Genomic DNA, 16,429 nt, shown 5'->3' with positions numbered 1-16,429 from the left:
CGTCGTCCATGCTCAACGCATGTGTGCAGTGGTGAGCTGGCCTATAAGCGGGATTCTGTGGTCCGCAAGCGGGCCGGTGACCATCCATCTTTGCGACCTACCCGAGGGTGCTGTTTCCAGCGAACGGGCAGTTCAATCCCTCTGCTCGGTCTTGCTCCGGATGGGGTTTACCAAGCCAGCCACGTCGCCGTGACCGCTGGTGCGCTCTTACCGCACCGTTTCAGCCTTGCCTGTGATGCGCCAACCTCGAAAGGGTGGACCATCCATCGGCGGTCTCTCTCTGTTGCACGTCCGTCAGGTCGCCCCAACCTGGCTTTCGCCAGCATCCAGCCCTGTGGAGTCCCGACTTTCCTCGACGGCATCGCTCGAAAGCCCACCGCCGCGGTCACCCGGCCACCTCACCACTGCGGGCATGATGCTAGCGCTCAGGATTCAGTGAGCTCTTCGTAGATCAGGGAGTTGGCAGCGGGAGTAGCAACGACGAACGAAGTGCGTGTGCCATTGACGTCAGCGGCACCGAGATTGAGGTCCTGCTGCGCGACCGATCCGAACGTGGTTTCGATCGCGAACCGTGCGATCAGACCATCTGCGTTGACGACCTCCTCACCGAGCAGCGCCGGGCTGACTCGGCGAGCGGTCCCATACGCCTCGAGCACGATGGTGGCAGAGTTGCGCGCCTCCTGCGCCGAGGCATTGGCAACTGCGAGGCGTTGGTCGGTCTCGGACAGGAGTGACGTGAGCGTCTGATGCGTGGCAGCGGCCATGTTCTCGAACGTGATTGCGAGGTTGACAACGTCGCGTGCCGGATCGTCGCTGACCAGGATCGTGGCAAACATCGGTCTGATCGACCGCTCCATGATCCAGGGGTTGGTCGACGTCCATGCTATTCCGCCGGCAGCTTCGGTGAGCTCGCCCATCTCGGCAGACGTCGCCGTGTGCTCCTCGATGAGACGCTCGACGAGGGTTGCCATGTCGCCCTCGAGGACACCAAGTTCCTGTGCAGTCTCGTAGACGAGCACGGCGGTGTTCTCGAGCGATGACGCTGTACGGAGTAATACGACGTCGTTGACCGGGTAGTCGGGCAGCGATTCGACCTTCGGAGCGTTGCCAACGCGACCGGGCGCAGTGTCACCCGTGCGGTCGTCGCCGCAGGCTGCAACCAGTGCTGCCAGCGAGACGGTGAGGCCGCCAATTTTCAGTGCCTGGCGGCGACCCACGCGAGCATCGAGGTTGCCGAGCGTGAGGGGAGTGTGCTGTTCAGAAGTCATGCGGCACCGCCGGAGATGTCGAGGGCGTCGGCGGTGTTGCCGAGCATTTCGTCGAGGTTGGATGAGAAGCCCGCCAAGCTGGTGAGCACGGCGGCATGGCGCGACTCGACCGTGATGATCGAGGCAGTCAAGTTGATTGCCTGGATGCTGTCGTAACCGCCCAGGAGCGCAATGTGGGTCGCCACAGCGGTGTTTTCGAGCGACCGGGCGGCGTTACCGAACGCCTGCGCGTCGGAGGTCATGAATGCATCGCTGAGCTGGTCGACAACCTCGGCATTGGGGCCCGGTGAGGACAGTCCGATCATGCCGGAGATCGCCTCAGCGTATGCCCGATGTTGATCCGCCATCACGGCTGCCACGACTTGGGCGTCTGCGGTGAGTTCGGCAGCGGCCAATCGGTACAACTCTGTGGCTGCCAGCTCGAGGCGCAACGCCTCGGTCAGCTCGACGCGGTCTTCGTCGGTCGGACGATCGGGGGCGGCTGCAGCGGATTGACCACTGAGGGCGGCAACGGAAGCGCCGACGAGGCTGACCACGCCAGCAGCACCAAGGAGGCTGCGCCGCGTGGATGCGGGCTCAGCGGGTTCGAAGTCCACGAGGGATTGTCCTTTCGAGTTCATACTCACAACAGCCTTCACGCTTCGAAGGCGTATCACCAATTCGATCGATCATCCTAGGGCCAAGCCGGGCCGCATTCGGTGATCGGTCAGAAGTCGAGGGCAGACAATTCGGGGAACCATCCACCGGCTCGTTCGAGGGCATCACGCCAGGTCAGGCGTGCTGCATCGCGATGAGCGGTCGCTCGAGGCTCCACGACATGTGCCGGACTCCACAGCGACTCGATGTCCTCGAGCCGGTTCCATGCCCCAATGCCAAGTCCGGCCAGGAACGCCGCGCCGATGGTGGTCGACTCGACGACGGGAGCCACCGAGATCGAGCGACCCGTCGCATCGGCGAGTGCCTGCACGAAGGTCGGGTTCCGACTCATGCCGCCATCAACGCGAATCGAATCGATGTCCGTCCCGGTGTCGGCCGCAGCAGCCTCGACCAGATCCGCGCCCCGATGGGCGACGCCTTCGAGGACGGCACGCACAACGTGAGTGCGCTCGGTGCCACGTGTGAGACCGAGGAGAGTGCCGCGAGCGCCGTAATCCCAGGACGGTGTGCCAAGTCCGAGCAGGGCGGGCACGTAAACCACCCCGCCCGAATCGTCGCATTGAGCAGCAATGTCGTGGCTCTCTGCGGGGGTGTCGATGAGGCCCAGATCATCGCGTAACCACTCGACGTTGGTGCCCGCTGACAGCATGATGCCCTCGACACCCCATCCCAACTCGCCACCGATCGACCAGACCGGTAGGGGATACGTGCCGTTGTCGTGACGGTGCGCGGCGTCGGGTGCCCCGCCGTCGGTCACCACATCAAGCATGCCGCCGGTGCCGAACGTAATCTTGGCACGACCTGGCCGGACGCACCCCTGACCAATCAGCGAGGCCTGTTGGTCGCCGATCAGCGCCGCAATTGGCGGGGCCCCTGGCAGCGCCGACGCCCGGCCGACGATGCCAGCCGAGTCGACGACAGTCGGCAACATGGACGCCGGGAGACCAAAGGCATCGAGAATGTCAGTGCGCCATCCAGAGCTGTCGATGTTGCGCAAGCCTGACGTGGTGGCCGAAGAGTTCGTGTGGTCGCTCACGTGCAGCTCTCCTCGACTGAGCGTCCACGCAATCCAACTGTCAACGGTCCCAGCGCAGAGGTCGCGGTCTGCAGCGCCCGGGGTATTGGCAAGGAGCCACTGCAGCTTGGTTGCGCTCTGATTTGGTGCAAGCGCCCATCCGTGCCCGGCCTTTGCCATGATGCACTCCATCACGGTGCGCAGATCCTGCCAACCGAGCCCGGGGCCGATGGGCTCGCCCGTCTCGCGGTCCCACACCACGACACTCGCTCGCTGATTGGTGATGCCGACGGCATCAATTGGGGACCCAAATCTCGCGATCGCCACCTGTGCAGCATCGAGCACCTTGCTGGCCATATCGACCGCGTCGAACTCGACGAGACCAGGTGCTGGCGAAGAGGGCGGACACGGCCGATGCTCGTACGTCAGAATGTGGAGCGACTCATCGACCACCGCAGCACGCAGGCCGGTCGTGCCGACGTCGATAACGAGAAAGGCAGTCATCACTGCTGCCTCGCAGCGGACGGCACGAAGCCGCGCTGTTGCAACCGGTTGCCGAGCACCCCGCCGAACATGCCGGCCACGCTGACGAGGCCAAGCGTGAAGAACACGGAGAACCAATTCACGGTGTCCCCGCCTGCAAGCCGAATGGCAACGAAGACGGTCTGGGCAGCCAGGTAGGTGCCAGCGGCGCTGACGACACCGTGGCTCATCGGTGTGCCGGCCCGCTGCACCCATGCAGCACACCCGCCACCGAGAATGAACCCAAACATCGCGCCGAAGAAGAACAGGGCATTGAGCGCGCCGCTCTCACTGTCGACGACGGCCGCGATGATGGTGAGCGGGATTGCGAAGAGCAACGCAACCGTTGCTCCAGCACGCAGTGCTTGCCAATCCCAACGCCCGGGCAGGACTGCATTGATCGTGTCGAGGGGATCAGCGTGGTGATCGGTCATGGCCACGGAGTTTCGCCGAAAGGTGATGTGAACCCGAGCTTGCCGGGGTTGAGGACGCCGTTGGGGTCCAAGGCATCCTTCACTCGTTGCAGCACCTCATGGGTTGGTCCCAACGCCTCGGACATGAACCGGCTCCGGTTGAGCCCCACGCCGTGGTGGTGGGACAGGTTGCCACCAGACGCCAGCACCGCACGCGTGCCTGCGTCCCACATCGCGATGTAGGTCGATTCGATCTCGTCGGGTGGGGGAGTGGCAGCGAAGGTGAAGTACAAGCACGCTCCGTCGGCATAGCTGTGCGACAAGTGGCAGGTGGCCGCCCTGGCGTGGGGCACCTCGCCGATTGCTTCGCGGACAGCGTCGAAAATATCGGTCAGCTTTGACCAAGGTGCAGCGATCTCCATCGTGTCGACGACGAAGCCTTTCCGGGTGAGTCCCTGCAGCGCAGAGGTGTCGTTGCGGTGTTGCATCCACGCCTCGACCAACTCGACATCGCCCGGCTCGCCGCCTGCGGTAGTACATGCCTCGGCGATGATGTCCATGGTGGCATCGACCAGGCGAGCATCGCCCTCGTCGAGCACGAGCAGTGCACAGTTCGACCCATCGCCTCCGCGTCCGCGGGCCGACTCTGGGCCGTCGTACAGCCGGAGCACAGCGGGTGTGGCCCCAGCGCGCAGCGTTGCCCGGCAGGCCTCAATACCGTCCTCGAAAGTTGGGAATATGTAGGCCGCACGTCGCTCGGCTGCAGCCAGCGGATGCGCCTTGAGCCACACGTTGGTGATGATGCCGAGCGTGCCTTCGGAGCCGACGATCAACTCGGTGAGGTCCGGACCCGCCGCAGCGGCAGGGGCGCCGCCTGTGCGCATCACGGTGCCGTCGGCCAGCACGACCTCGAGCCCGACCACCATCTCTTCGATCTTGCCGTACCGCGTCGAATACTGGCCGGCGCCGCGCGACGCGACCCATCCGCCAACCGTCGCAAGATCGAAGCTCTGCGGGAAGTGCCCGACCGTCAGCCCGTTGACGCTGTTGATCGCGGATTCGAGGTCCGGGCCCGACGTGCCTGGGAGTACTTCGACGATGCCCGACTCAGCATCGACGGACCGCACACCGGCCAACCCGGTCATGTCGAGGATCACGCCACCGAACACCGGAACGGCAGCTCCGCAGACGCCACTTCGTCCACCAGACGCGGTAACGGGCACCCGGCCGATGTTGCACGCCTGCATCACCGCGACGACCTCAGCAGTCGACGATGGCCGGGCGATCAGGTCAGCGAGTTGTGGCACCTCGCCGCGCAGCGACCAGTGCAGAGCGAGTGGCCACCAATCGCGGCTCGACTCGGCGACAGCGTCCACGTCGTCGACCACTTCGCAGATGGTTTCCAGAACGGCCAGCAACTCCTCAGGGATAGCGGTCGGGGTATTTGCGTAGTGAGCACTGACGGGAGACCCGGCGGTGGGTGTCAGCTCAATCGGTGATGTGGGCTGCCAGTTGGTCACGAGCGGCTGCTTCCTCCGCAGCGCACAGCTGGCGGTAGTTGTCGAGTTGGTGTTCAGTTTCGGCCATATCCCAGTGCAGTTCGGTCGCCATCAGCGCGGCAACACGCGGTGCAGCGGTGAGCGCGGCCTCACGATCAAAGATGTGGAGTCGGGTTCGTCGCTCGAGCACATCGGACAACGTCGTGGCCATCTCATGCCGAGCCGCGTACACGACTTCGGCAAGCACGTACTGGTGGCCCGGCGCGATTGGTTCGCCGAGTGCCGGCTCGAAGGCAATCAGCGCCTTGACTTCAGCAGCGAGCGACCCGTATCGGCGAGCGAGGTGGCCGACTTGCGTTCCCGGCTGAGTCGAACGGTGGCCCCGTGCACCGATCAGCTTCAGCCGCTTGGTCGACTGCTTTCGAGATGCCCGGCGTCGCCGGCCAAGTTGCTGCATTGCGATCTCGACGGTGTCCTCAGCCATTTTTCGGTAGGTGGTGAGTTTGCCACCGCTGACTCGAACGACACCTGAGTCGCTCACGGCCACCTGGTGCTGCCTTGAGAGATCTGCCGTCTTGCCCATTGGCTCGTCACCGGCATTGGCCTTGACGAGTGGTCGCAGCCCGGACCAGACCCCCGTGACATCAGCGAGCGTAATTGTGGTCTCGAGCGCATCGTTGAGCGCTGTGAGGACGTAGTCGATGTCAACAGCTGTCGTCTGATGATCGTCCAGACCACCGTCGTGATCGGTGTCGGTGGTGCCGACGTAGCAGTGCGAATAGGAGCCGTCCGCCTGTGGGCCCCATGGAACCAAGAACAGGCTGCGCTTGTCGCTCCTGACGGGGATGATCACGGCAATATCGTTGCGCACCTTCTCCCACGGAATGGTCAGGTGTACGCCTTTGGCCGGCCGAATCGAGTCGGGGTTTGCGCCCTCATCGAGCGCTCGGACGTCGTCGGCCCAAACGCCCGCAGCGTTGACGACAACGCGGGCGCCGACGGGGAACTGGTCGCCGTCGGCTTCGACGACTACACCGTTGGTCTGGCCGCCTGCGTCGGTCGTGACGCCGACAACACCGCACCGATTGGCGAGCACGGCTCCACGTTGCGCCGCGGTGCGCGCCAGGGTGACGACCAGTCGGGCATCATCGGCGCCAGCGTCGTAGTACAGGTATCCCGAGCTGAGCTTGTCGAGATTGGTCGTGGGGAAGTGTTCGGCTGCTTGTTTCGCATTGACCCGCTTGTGGAACTTGCCGATGCGCCAACCGCCGGTGAAGTCGTACATCCACATCGCTGACCCCAAGGCCCGGGCGATCTTCTTGGACACCACGCTGTCTTTGGTCATGATGGGGATCATGAACGGGAGCACGTCAACGAGGTGTGGCGCGTTCTGCATTAAGCGCCGGCGCTCGCGCAGGGCCTCATAGACGAGCCGCACATCGCCGTTCTGCAGGTATCGCAGTCCGCCGTGCACCATCTTGGAGCTCTTCGATGAGGTGCCCGAAGCGAAATCGTCGCGTTCGACGAGCGCAGTGCGCAGCCCGCGCGCCGCGGCGTCGAGGGCAACACCGACCCCGGTGATGCCTCCGCCGATGACGAGGACGTCAAATGGCTCGCCGGAGCGGAGCTCGGCCAGCATGTGGCTCCGAGAGAACTGCCGCGGGTTCATGCTGGTCCACCGTAGATGCTCTGGGGGCGCTTGGCCGTGTCGCGCGAACCCCCCGAATGTGGGCCCTTTCGTGTGACGTCTGTCCGGGCTTGGATTGCGGGTTCGATGAGTTGTCTGCGGCGCGGCGGGGTCCTATCTTTCCTCTGAAAAACTCCCTCAAATAACGCAAACGGAGAACCTCCATGCCTGATCTTGCAGGTACCAAAACACACGAAAACTTCTCCGAAGGACTCGCCGCCCTCTGAGGCCTGCCTGACGACGCACGCGAATGACGATCACGTACGACCCCAAGCATCCGCTCTATCTCGACGAAGCTGACGTTCGCGGGGAACTGACGCGCGTCTATGACCTGTGCCATGGCTGCCGGTTGTGCTTCAAGTTGTGCACGTCGTTCCCGACGCTGTTCGAGATGATCGATCGGCACGACGATCAGGACGCGGGCCGAATGACCCCGGCTCAACAAGACCAAGTCGTCGACGAGTGCTTCCAATGCAAACTCTGCTACGTCAACTGCCCGTATATCCCTGAGTTGCACGAGTGGAAGCTTGATTTCCCGCGACTCATGTTGCGCGCGGATGCGATGCAGCATGAGCACGGCATCAAGTCGACGCGCTCGAAGGCCACCACGCAGGTGATGGGTCGGACCGACTTGCTCGGCAAGGCCGCCACAACAGCTACTCCTGTGGCGAACAAGATCGTCAACGCTGAACCAGGATCGATGGTGCGCAAGGTCACGGCAATGGTCACGGGCGTATCGGCCGTTCGGCTCCTGCCGCCATACGCCAAGCAGCGGTTCTCGACGTGGTTCAGCAAGCGTCCGAAGGTTCGCCTCGGTAATCGCCAGGGCCGTGTCACGGTTTACCCAACGTGTCTCGTCGAGTACCAAGAGACCGACATCGGCAAGGACCTCGTCAAGGTCTACGAACGCAACGGCATCGAATGCAACAATTCCAGCGCTGGATGCTGCGGTGCGCCATGGCTCCACTCCGGTGACATCAAGCAGTTCACCAAGATTGCGGAGAAGAACGTCGCAACGCTGGCCAAAGAGATCCGCGCAGGCACTGATGTCGTGGTCCCCCAGCCAACGTGCAGCTACGTCTTGAAGAAGGACTACCTCGACTATGTCGGCGGCCCCGATGCTGAACTCGTTGCTGAGCACACCTACGACGCCGCCGAGTACCTCATGAAGGTGCACAAGGCCGATGACACGGTGCTCGATACCGACTTCGACGGCGAGACCATCGAGAAGATCACATATCACACGCCATGTCACCTGCGGGCCCAGAACATCGGCTTCAAGAGCCGAGACCTGATGATGCTCACCGGTGCCAAAGTCAAGATGGTGCAGCAGTGCTCCGGCATCGATGGCATGTGGGGCTTTCGGGCCGAAAACGAAGACATCTCCATTCCCATCGCCAAGAAGCTTGGCGACATGATCACCGAAGCGGATGGCGATGCCGTCGCAGGCGACTGTCACCTCGCCAACACAGCAATCATGGAGCAGACCGGCGGCGCGGCGAGACACCCGTTGCAAGTCATCGCGCGCGCCTACGGCATCCCGGAAGAGCACTGAGCCTCACATGTCAAGGCTGACCCTCGAAGACATCATGGATGTCCGCGAATACGAGCGCACCCGTGCTGACTTCCGAACCAGGGTGATGGCCACTACATCCGGTCCGAACTGACCCCTGAGCAGATCGATCTGACCTCCGCCTGAACCCCTTGCGGAACTTGCGCTGAAGAGAAAGTGCCGGATTCGGCACAGCTTTTTCTGGCGTTGCGAGCCAACCGTCACCTACGATTCGTCACACGGAATGAGAATGCCCACCGGACGAGTGGGCACCAGCATCGACCTTGGGGGTTTTATAGATGTCGGCGCAACAACAGACAGCAACAGACGACGAGCCGAAGTGGTGGGACCACGGCGCATGCAAAGGGTTGAACTCGGAAATGTTCTACCCGGACGACGAGGTCAGCGCAGCGTCGGCCAAGGCCGTGTGTGGCAGCTGCGTCGTGCAGTCCGCCTGCCTTGAACATGCCCTGACGCTTCGTGAGAAGGCAGGCGTGTGGGGCGGAGCAACCGAACGCGATCGGCGCCGTATCATTCGCCAGCGTCGCAAGACGGCCTAACCCAGCCCTGCATCGGACCAAAATATTTCCGACCGAACAGCTCCGGGTCCTACGATCGCCTGATGGCGACTCTCGTTGAATTCGGCGGCTGGTCAGCGCTCATCGGCGAGCTCATCGCCGGTCGCGACCTCACGCGTGACCAGACCGGAGCGGCGCTGTCCGAGATCTTGACGGGCGATGCCACTCCAGCGCAGATTGCCGGCTTCCTCGTTGCGCTGCGGGCCAAGGGCGAGTCGGCCGACGAACTCGCTGGACTGCTCGCCGTGGCAATGTCTGAGGCGGCCATCGTTCCGCTCACCGACGTCGAGCGTGAGGCATGCGTTGACGTCGTCGGGACGGGTGGCGACGGGTCGCATTCGATCAACGTCTCGACAATGGCAGCCATAGTCACTGCGGCCGCTGGCGCTCCGGTGTGTAAACACGGCAACCGATCCGCCTCGTCGAAGGCCGGAACTGCGGACGTCTTCGAATTGCTCGGTGTGGCCCTGGAACTTTCGCCCGAGGGCGTTGCTCGCTGCGTACGTGAGGCCGGTATCGGATTCTGTTTTGCCCCTGCGTTTCATCCGGCATTTCGATTTGCCGGAGCACCGCGTCGTGAGATGGGCGTGCCGACGGTCTTCAACCTGCTTGGTCCGATGGCCAATCCGGGGCGCGTGCAACGCCAACTCATTGGCGTTGCCGACCCGACGTTCGCTCGGCCGATGGTCGAAGCGCTCGCTGCGCAGGGGCTCACCGCGGCGTGGGTGGTCCACGGCGGCGGGCTGGACGAACTGACCACAACCGGGCCCTCCACGGTGCTCGCGCTGCAGGGCGGCGTTGTCGAAGAGTTCTCTGTCGATCCGCAGGCGCTCGGCCTCGCTCCGGCAGTCGCCGATGATCTGCGCGGCGGCGCTCCGGAGGAGAATGCTGAGGCCGTCCGCCGAGTCCTTGCGGGCGACCTCGGTCCGCACCGCGACATCGTGCTGCTCAATGCCGGTGCTGCCCTGGTTGTCGCGGGCAAAGTCGACGACATCGGAGCAGGTATCGACCTGGCCGCCGCAGCGATCGATGATGATCGGGCCGCCACGACACTGGCCAAGATGGCCGAGGTCTCCCAATCCGCAGCGAGCGACGCGTGACCGAAACTCGCGACAACAGCTGGTTTGTTCGTGCCCCAGCATCGTCCGCCAACCTCGGCGCCGGATTCGACGTACTCGGCATGGCACTCGACCTGTATGCCGACTGTGGCCTTGGCCAGGCGCCGGCCGATGCGCAGCAAATCGATGCTCACCATCCCGGACGCATTGCGTTCGAGGCACTTGGTGGAACGGGTCCGATGTGGATGCGTTGCAACATCCCGATGGGGCGTGGGCTCGGCTTCAGCGGCGCAGCCCGCGTGAGTGCTGCCGCGTTGGCGGCGGTACAGACCGCCGGGGCCGACGGGATTGTCGACCGCGGCGACGAGATCCTGGCCTACACGGCCCAGCTTGAAGGTCATGGCGACAACGTTGCGGCCTCGCTTCACGGCGGCGTGACTGGATTTGTGCAGGGCGAGTTCGTGTCCATGCCGGTCGGTCCGACGATGGCCGCAGCCAACTTCGTCGCGTGGGTGCCCGACGTGACGACATCGACCGACAAGTCCCGCGAGGCGTTGAGCTCCACGGTTGATCGTGCCGACGCCGTCCACAACATCGGACGGGCGATCCAGTTTGTAATGGCGTTTGTCGATGATGACCCGTCGCTGCTGGCGTCAGGGGCAGCAGACCGGCTGCATCAGTCTGTTCGGCTCCCTGGAGTTCACGGAGCGGAGGAGGCACTCGTCGCAGGCATTGCGGCCGGAGCCTGGGCTGGTTGGTTGTCCGGCAGCGGTCCCACCGTTGGGTTCATGTGTCCGCCAAGCGCCGTTGAGTCCGTCGCTGCGGCATTACCTGCCGGCGGACACGCCAAACTGCTGTCGATCGACACTGTCGGTTGTCGGCTCGAACGCTGATCAGCGACGCGGCGAGCGGTGTCAGCCGGACACGCCGTCGATCGACTCGCGGATCAGGTCGGCGTGGCCACAGTGTCGGGCATACTCCTCGATCATGTGGAGCATGATCCAACGCAGGTTCCAGGGCTTGTCGTTGTTGTCGGTACGGACGCTGAGCTGATCGAGTGACTCCGCGTTTGCAATGACGTCTCGGCATCGATTGCACGCGTCGACGTAGAGCCGAAAGAGTTCTTCGCCGGTGTCATGCGCCGCTGTGGTCAGCTCCCAGTCTGGGTCGTCGTCCCACGGAGCCGAGGCCCACGGCTCACGTTCGTCCATGCCGAGAAAACGATGCTCGAACCAGCTGTGCTCGACCAGCGCCATGTGTTTGACGAGCGCGCCAAGTGTGAGATCCGATGCGGCGGCGGTTTGGCGGAGCTGGTCGTCGTTCAGGCCCCACACGCGCTCGTGGAACTCGATGCGGTGGATGTCGAGGAACTCGACGAGCGCAGTGATCTCACTCGGCGTTCGGTCGAGCGCAAAGCGCGATGGCGGCGCCAATGATTCATCCATGTTCGGCACCCTACGATGCTCGAAGGTGCCGAACGGCGTCGCTTGCGGCGACGGGGAAGTCCCAGTCGCCCGAGCACGTGGCGGTTGCCGAGTCCGCGTGCTTTTCGAAGAACTTGGCGAGGACCAACGCCTCGTCGATCATCTCGCGACCGAGCGGTGTGCCAAGCGGAACTGAGTCGGGTGGTTCGACGGGGAGTGCTCTGGTTGCCGATCCATCCTGGGTGACGTCGACCAACCGGGCGTGTTCAACGATCCACGTGGTGCCTCCGATGGTGATCTGCGCCCGATCAGCGGAACGCAGTGTCTCGACCAACCGGTGGCGCTTCACTGCCCCCAGCAGCGCTTGGAGCCGATCGCGAACGGTCGCAGCCTCTTCGAACCGCTGCTGGGTGGCGAGCGAACGCATCGTGTCGTGAAGGCGGCCGACGATGATGACCGGGTCGCCAGTCATCGCTCGGCGCGCGACCTCGACGTCGCGGGCGTATTCGGCTGCGTCGGCGGTTCCAGAACATGGACAGTGGGCGACTCCGAGCTGTGCTGCGCTGCACACAGGCGCATCGGTGGGAGCGACGAAGTTCCGTCCCAGCCGCTCGGTGCAGCGCCGCAGCGGTACAGCGGTGTGGAGCGCGTCGACAACGAGGCGCGCCATGGAGCGCGACGGGAGCGGACCGAGGTGGATGCCCTTCTTGGCCGGATTCTTGACAATTGACAGGCGCGGCCACGGCTCATCGCTGTCGAGTTTCACGTAGCAGTATTTGTCGGCGCGGGTGCCTTTGCGGTTGAAGCGGGGCAGCATTTGGGCGATCAGCCGCTGCTCGATGACTTCTGCAGTGATCGGGTCGGGCAATGCAAGGTGTCGCACCGTCTGGGTTTCACGCAGCATCGGTCCGATCTTGCGGCGGTCGTCACCACCGAAGTAGCTCCGCACACGCTGCCGGAGATTGGTCGCCTTGCCGACGTACAGCACCTGACCCTGATGGCCGCAGAACATATACACGCCGGGGGAGCGGGGTAGGTCGGCGGTCATCTTCAATTTGGCGGCCTGCGGGTGCCCGGCGAGCTTCGACAGTGCGATCAAGTCATCGAGGCCGAGCACGCCCATGCCTGACGCTCGCTCGATGAGGAAGTGCAGCAAATCCGCAGTGGCCCATGCGTCGTCGAGAGCTCGGTGGCTGGGTCGATGTTCCAAACGCAGCCGGTCGGCCAATGTCCCAAGCTTGCAGTTCGGTACCTCGTCACGCACAAGCCGGCGAGCAAGTGCCACCGTGTCGATGATGGTTCCTTCGAGTCGCGGTCGTTGGGCGCGCTCGAGCGCGGCACGGATGAACGCCACGTCGAATCCGACGTTGTGGCCGACGATCACGGTCTGGCCTGATTCGGTGTCGCCCATGAATTCGAGCAGCGCGGGCAGCACCGTCTCGATCCGCGGCGCCCGAGCGACGAGCGCGTCGCTGAGTCCGGTGAGGATGGTGATCTGCGGCGGGATGGCGCGACCAGGGTTCACCAGTGTCTGGAAGGTGCCGAGCACTTCTCCGCCGCGGACTTTGACGGCACCGACCTCAGTGATCAAGTCGTCGGTGCGATTGCCGCCGGTGGTCTCTAAGTCGACCACGCAAAACGTGACGTCGCTCAGCGGGCGACCAAGTTCGTCGAACGACCGTTGATGAATGTCTCGAAGACCTCCGGATGACATCTGCCCAACTCAAGCACGAACGTTTGTCCGTTGTCAATCCGATGGAACAGAAATGTGTTCGGTGGTGTTTGGCGAGCAGGGGCGAACTGGACAGATTCGCCTGAGGTTCGTCGGGTAGCGTCGCGTGATGGTCGAGATCGAGCACAGGCACCTTCGCAGTGCGCTTGAATTCGCCGTGCTCATGGCGTCCGAGGGGCAGAAACGCAAGCCAACGCTGCCGTACCCGAAGGAGCTGAAGCCATTCTTCAACAAGCCACGACTGCCGAGCGCCGCCTTGGGTCGACTTCGGCGGGTCATTGACGACGACCCGGTCTTTCGGGCACGGCTCGCGGCAGGAGCGCTTCCCGAACTCGTCGATGAAATCGGTCGACTGTGGCTCGAGCATGGTGACGGCTGGGCTGATACGGCAAGTGAACTTGCAGCTCAGAGTGACGCCGTAGCGGAATCGGGCGATGTCCAAGCTCAACTGCGACGCGCGGATAAGCGCCGCGATGCTGCCGAACAGGTCGCGGCCCGGACCCGTGCCGAACTCATCCAGCGCAACGAGTTCATTGAGCTACAGGCAGCCGAAGTTGATGAGCTGCGGGCCGAAGTCGCGAAGGCCGGTGAACTGCTTGCCGAGATGAAGGCAGAATTGGCAGACGTTCGGATGGAGATCCGCCACGCGCGCGACCGGGAGGCGGCAGCGGTGGCCAAGGCACAGACCGCCGCGGACGAGCGCCGATCAGTTCGGGACCAGCCAGCCCCCGCTCAGGCTCCCGAACCGGTGCAAGTACCCGACCACAGCGACGACATCGCCGCTGCGGCCGAGGCAGCCCGCCGACTTGCTGCACAGCTCGAAACGCTTCTGGTGCCGCACCAGGAGGACGATGTAGAGGCCGCACCGAAGGAACGTAGATCGCAGCGTGCGCCGCTCGTTTTGCCTGGCGGCGTCATCGCAAGCTCAGGAGAAGCGGCAGAGTTCCTCGCCCGGTCAGACGCTCAGCTCATCATCGACGGTTACAACGTCGCGAAGCTCGGCTGGCCGAATCGTCCGCTCGCGGAGCAGCGCGACGTGTTGCTTGATGCGGTCGAGAACCTGGCCCGGCGGTTCGGCACCGACGTCACGGTGGTCTTCGATGGCGCATCGGTTGTTGGAGCGCATGCTTCTCGTCGGCGGCTGGCCCGAGTTGTGTATTCGCCAGAGGGCACCATCGCTGACGACGTCATTCGTGACGAGGTCAAACGCATCCCGGCCAACCACGCAGTCGTCGTGGTGACCAACGATGCCGAAATCGTGCGTGACGTGCGTGTGGACGGCGCCAACGTCGTCCCCAGCAATGCCCTCCTGGCGATCCTCTGAGTCAGCTGTCCGGTCATCACGGCGAGCCACCCGACGACGTGATCCGCTCCTCAACGACGATGCGGACGTCTGCTGTGATGTCGCGGCCGAAGGACGCGCTGAGGTCATCGGCCAAATCGTCGACGTCGGCGAGCCCGTCGATGGGGCCGATCACGATGACGTTGACCACATCGTCGTCGACACTGCTCTCGACCAATCGGTGCAGCGGCGCATCCTTCAGCCACGTCGTGACCGCCTTGGCCGTTCGCGATTGATCGAGGGAATCTGAGGTGACCTGCGCGCCGTTTAAGAGCAAGCCGCCGATGACGATGAGTGCCAGGAGGCCGACCGAGGTCAGGGCGGTTCGCACTCGACGTTGGCCTTCGTACACCACGGACAGCGGCGTGACTCCGGTCAGCACAAAGGTGATTCCACCCATCGTCAGGATGGCCACCATGTTGGTCATGAACAACAGGAGTGCGCCGTTGCCGGCTGCCCACTCAGCTTGGGAGTAGGCGATACCGACGACCGAGAGCGGAGGGACGAGCGAAATCGCGATGGCGACGCCGGGCAACGAATCCGAGACGTCTGGCCGTGACAGGCCGTATGCCCCGGCAGCGCCTGCGGTGAGCGCCGTAATGAGGTCAACTGGCGTTGGCGTTGATCGAGCGACGATCTGAGTGTTCGTTGAGGGTGAGATGGCGACGGGAACGATCAGCCCGAGGAGAATGCCGATGCCGATGGCCAGCAGAATGCCGGCCGTTGCGATCAGGACCGCCATGGCGAGCCGGTTCGGCCATCCCATCACGAGCGAGATCGCAATCGCCATGAGCGGGGTCATCAGCGGAGCGATCAACATGGCACCGATGACGATGGCCGTCGAGTCGGTCACGACCCCCATGGCGGCGATGATCGAAGCGAAGGTCATCAAGGTGAAAAAGCGAGTGATACGTCGCGGCTGATCCGGACCGTCGAAGAGAATCTTGTCGTAGAGCTCTTCGCGGGCGTCGACCGACTTGTGTCGATCGGCCAACCATGCGAGCGCGACATCGCCGACGGAAGCATCGGGGTGGACGTCGATGTCGCGATGGTCCACGATCGCGAAGATGGCAATCGTCGAGACGATGATCCACGCGACCGCTACAGCCACGGTGGCGGCCGACAGTGTCTCGGACGGAAATGCGAGCAACACGATGCCCGCAATCGCCGACGCCGTCGGGCGGACCGCGCTGAGCTCTTTGTCGGGATCGCGGCGACGGGCTCGGAAGGCCCTGATCGAAACCAGGACGAGGCTTGCTCCCAGGAGCCGGCCGATGGTGATCTCGGATTGCTCGGGCCAGCCGATCAGGAACCCTCCGAGGGCGGCGCTCCCAATGGCGGTGAAGACCCTGGTGGCGGTCAGTACGCGGTGACGGGCTGCGGTCCACAGCGTGGATGCTGCAATCCAGACGAAGGCAATGCCCAGCAGCCGGACGAGGATGCGGTCGGTGCGGTCTGGCCACGCCAACACCGCGCATCCGATGACGATGCTGCCAGCGGCGCGGACGACGACGGGGTCGGTGAGCAAGCGGCGGTTGAGCCTGCGGAGTTCGGTGGCGGGAGCAGTTGCGACGTCGGCAAGCTCGCCCGATCCGGGATTGGCATCGAGGTGGTGCTCGCGAGGGGGATCGGTGCTCATGTCGCTCACCAGCTTCGCATCTCTGTGACAGTGCTCATGCATG

At 63.9% G+C, this 16,429-nt stretch carries 14 protein-coding genes and 1 other RNA gene; 5 read left to right on the top strand and 10 right to left on the bottom strand.

Going from position 1 to position 16,429, the window contains the following annotated elements; translation table 11 throughout:
- Positions 1-28: 28 nt before the first annotated feature.
- From rnpB to ACH2DW_RS07600, 7 genes are all read right to left on the bottom strand, one after another.
- Positions 29-401, bottom strand: an RNA gene (rnpB, locus tag ACH2DW_RS07630) — RNase P RNA component class A.
- A 24-nt stretch (positions 402-425) separates the two neighbouring features.
- Positions 426-1,268 carry a hypothetical protein gene (locus ACH2DW_RS07625; RefSeq protein WP_394929137.1) on the bottom strand — a complete coding sequence of 281 codons (843 nt, stop codon included), beginning with the start codon at positions 1,266-1,268 and terminating at the stop codon, positions 426-428.
- On the bottom strand, positions 1,265-1,888 hold the full coding sequence (locus tag ACH2DW_RS07620) for a ferritin-like domain-containing protein (RefSeq protein WP_394929136.1): 624 nt from the start codon (positions 1,886-1,888) through the stop codon (positions 1,265-1,267). Before ACH2DW_RS07620 ends, ACH2DW_RS07625 begins: the two co-directional genes overlap by 4 nt.
- A gap of 86 nt (positions 1,889-1,974) precedes the next feature.
- Complete coding sequence (locus tag ACH2DW_RS07615; RefSeq protein WP_394929135.1) at positions 1,975-3,444, bottom strand: FGGY family carbohydrate kinase; 1,470 nt, start codon at positions 3,442-3,444, stop codon at positions 1,975-1,977.
- On the bottom strand, positions 3,444-3,896 hold the full coding sequence (locus tag ACH2DW_RS07610) for a hypothetical protein (RefSeq protein WP_394929134.1): 453 nt from the start codon (positions 3,894-3,896) through the stop codon (positions 3,444-3,446). Before ACH2DW_RS07610 ends, ACH2DW_RS07615 begins: the two co-directional genes overlap by 1 nt.
- Positions 3,893-5,395, bottom strand: coding sequence for an FAD-binding oxidoreductase (locus tag ACH2DW_RS07605; RefSeq protein WP_394929133.1), 1,503 nt, complete (start codon positions 5,393-5,395; stop codon positions 3,893-3,895). The genes ACH2DW_RS07610 and ACH2DW_RS07605 overlap by 4 nt, the downstream gene beginning before the upstream one ends.
- Positions 5,364-7,043: a glycerol-3-phosphate dehydrogenase/oxidase gene (locus ACH2DW_RS07600; RefSeq protein ID WP_394929132.1), complete on the bottom strand. Its 1,680-nt coding sequence runs from the start codon at positions 7,041-7,043 to the stop codon at positions 5,364-5,366. Before ACH2DW_RS07600 ends, ACH2DW_RS07605 begins: the two co-directional genes overlap by 32 nt.
- Positions 7,044-7,311: 268 nt before the next feature.
- On the opposite strand from ACH2DW_RS07600, the gene ACH2DW_RS07595 reads away from it, so the two are divergent.
- From ACH2DW_RS07595 to ACH2DW_RS07580, 4 genes are all read left to right on the top strand, one after another.
- Complete coding sequence (locus tag ACH2DW_RS07595) at positions 7,312-8,616, top strand: heterodisulfide reductase-related iron-sulfur binding cluster (RefSeq protein ID WP_394929131.1); 1,305 nt, start codon at positions 7,312-7,314, stop codon at positions 8,614-8,616.
- A 296-nt stretch (positions 8,617-8,912) separates the two neighbouring features.
- Complete coding sequence (locus ACH2DW_RS07590) at positions 8,913-9,173, top strand: WhiB family transcriptional regulator (RefSeq protein WP_394929130.1); 261 nt, start codon at positions 8,913-8,915, stop codon at positions 9,171-9,173.
- Between the two features lie 62 nt (positions 9,174-9,235).
- On the top strand, positions 9,236-10,291 hold the full coding sequence (gene trpD / locus ACH2DW_RS07585; protein WP_394929129.1) for an anthranilate phosphoribosyltransferase: 1,056 nt from the start codon (positions 9,236-9,238) through the stop codon (positions 10,289-10,291).
- Positions 10,288-11,142 carry a homoserine kinase gene (locus ACH2DW_RS07580; RefSeq protein ID WP_394929128.1) on the top strand — a complete coding sequence of 285 codons (855 nt, stop codon included), beginning with the start codon at positions 10,288-10,290 and terminating at the stop codon, positions 11,140-11,142. The genes trpD and ACH2DW_RS07580 overlap by 4 nt, the downstream gene beginning before the upstream one ends.
- Positions 11,143-11,163: 21 nt before the next feature.
- On the opposite strand, the gene ACH2DW_RS07575 is transcribed toward ACH2DW_RS07580, so the two are convergent.
- The gene (locus ACH2DW_RS07575) at positions 11,164-11,694 is read right to left on the bottom strand and encodes a DinB family protein (protein WP_394929127.1); all 531 of its coding nucleotides are present in this window, start codon (positions 11,692-11,694) and stop codon (positions 11,164-11,166) included.
- A gap of 10 nt (positions 11,695-11,704) precedes the next feature.
- Positions 11,705-13,387 (bottom strand): DEDD exonuclease domain-containing protein, encoded by a 1,683-nt coding sequence (locus ACH2DW_RS07570; protein WP_394929126.1) that lies wholly within the window; start codon positions 13,385-13,387, stop codon positions 11,705-11,707.
- A gap of 127 nt (positions 13,388-13,514) precedes the next feature.
- Between ACH2DW_RS07570 and ACH2DW_RS07565 the strand changes: the two genes are divergently transcribed.
- On the top strand, positions 13,515-14,729 hold the full coding sequence (locus ACH2DW_RS07565) for an NYN domain-containing protein (protein ID WP_394929125.1): 1,215 nt from the start codon (positions 13,515-13,517) through the stop codon (positions 14,727-14,729).
- Between the two features lie 16 nt (positions 14,730-14,745).
- Here the strand turns inward: ACH2DW_RS07565 and ACH2DW_RS07560 are convergent, their stop codons facing one another.
- Entirely contained in the window at positions 14,746-16,386 is a 1,641-nt protein-coding gene (locus tag ACH2DW_RS07560) for a DUF389 domain-containing protein (protein WP_394929124.1), read from the bottom strand.
- Positions 16,387-16,429 lie beyond the last annotated feature (43 nt).

Origin of the sequence: uncultured Ilumatobacter sp., from assembly GCF_963980585.1 — a bacterium.
Classification (GTDB): domain Bacteria; phylum Actinomycetota; class Acidimicrobiia; order Acidimicrobiales; family Ilumatobacteraceae; genus Ilumatobacter_A.
This window is presented reverse-complemented; position numbering and strand designations above follow the sequence as displayed.

Excerpts from the sequence above, each read along its gene's own strand:
- ACH2DW_RS07575 (WP_394929127.1), bottom strand. The coding sequence starts at position 11,694 with ATGGATGAATCATTGGCGCCGCCATCGCGCTTTGCGCTCGACCGAACG.
- ACH2DW_RS07620 (WP_394929136.1), bottom strand. The coding sequence starts at position 1,888 with ATGAACTCGAAAGGACAATCCCTCGTGGACTTCGAACCCGCTGAGCCC.
- ACH2DW_RS07590 (WP_394929130.1), top strand. The coding sequence starts at position 8,913 with ATGTCGGCGCAACAACAGACAGCAACAGACGACGAGCCGAAGTGGTGG.
- ACH2DW_RS07615 (WP_394929135.1), bottom strand. The coding sequence starts at position 3,444 with ATGACTGCCTTTCTCGTTATCGACGTCGGCACGACCGGCCTGCGTGCT.
- ACH2DW_RS07565 (WP_394929125.1), top strand. The coding sequence starts at position 13,515 with ATGGTCGAGATCGAGCACAGGCACCTTCGCAGTGCGCTTGAATTCGCC.
- ACH2DW_RS07625 (WP_394929137.1), bottom strand. The coding sequence starts at position 1,268 with ATGACTTCTGAACAGCACACTCCCCTCACGCTCGGCAACCTCGATGCT.
- trpD (WP_394929129.1), top strand. The coding sequence starts at position 9,236 with ATGGCGACTCTCGTTGAATTCGGCGGCTGGTCAGCGCTCATCGGCGAG.
- ACH2DW_RS07570 (WP_394929126.1), bottom strand. The coding sequence starts at position 13,387 with ATGTCATCCGGAGGTCTTCGAGACATTCATCAACGGTCGTTCGACGAA.
- ACH2DW_RS07595 (WP_394929131.1), top strand. The coding sequence starts at position 7,312 with ATGACGATCACGTACGACCCCAAGCATCCGCTCTATCTCGACGAAGCT.
- ACH2DW_RS07560 (WP_394929124.1), bottom strand. The coding sequence starts at position 16,386 with ATGAGCACCGATCCCCCTCGCGAGCACCACCTCGATGCCAATCCCGGA.
- ACH2DW_RS07610 (WP_394929134.1), bottom strand. The coding sequence starts at position 3,896 with ATGACCGATCACCACGCTGATCCCCTCGACACGATCAATGCAGTCCTG.
- ACH2DW_RS07600 (WP_394929132.1), bottom strand. The coding sequence starts at position 7,043 with ATGAACCCGCGGCAGTTCTCTCGGAGCCACATGCTGGCCGAGCTCCGC.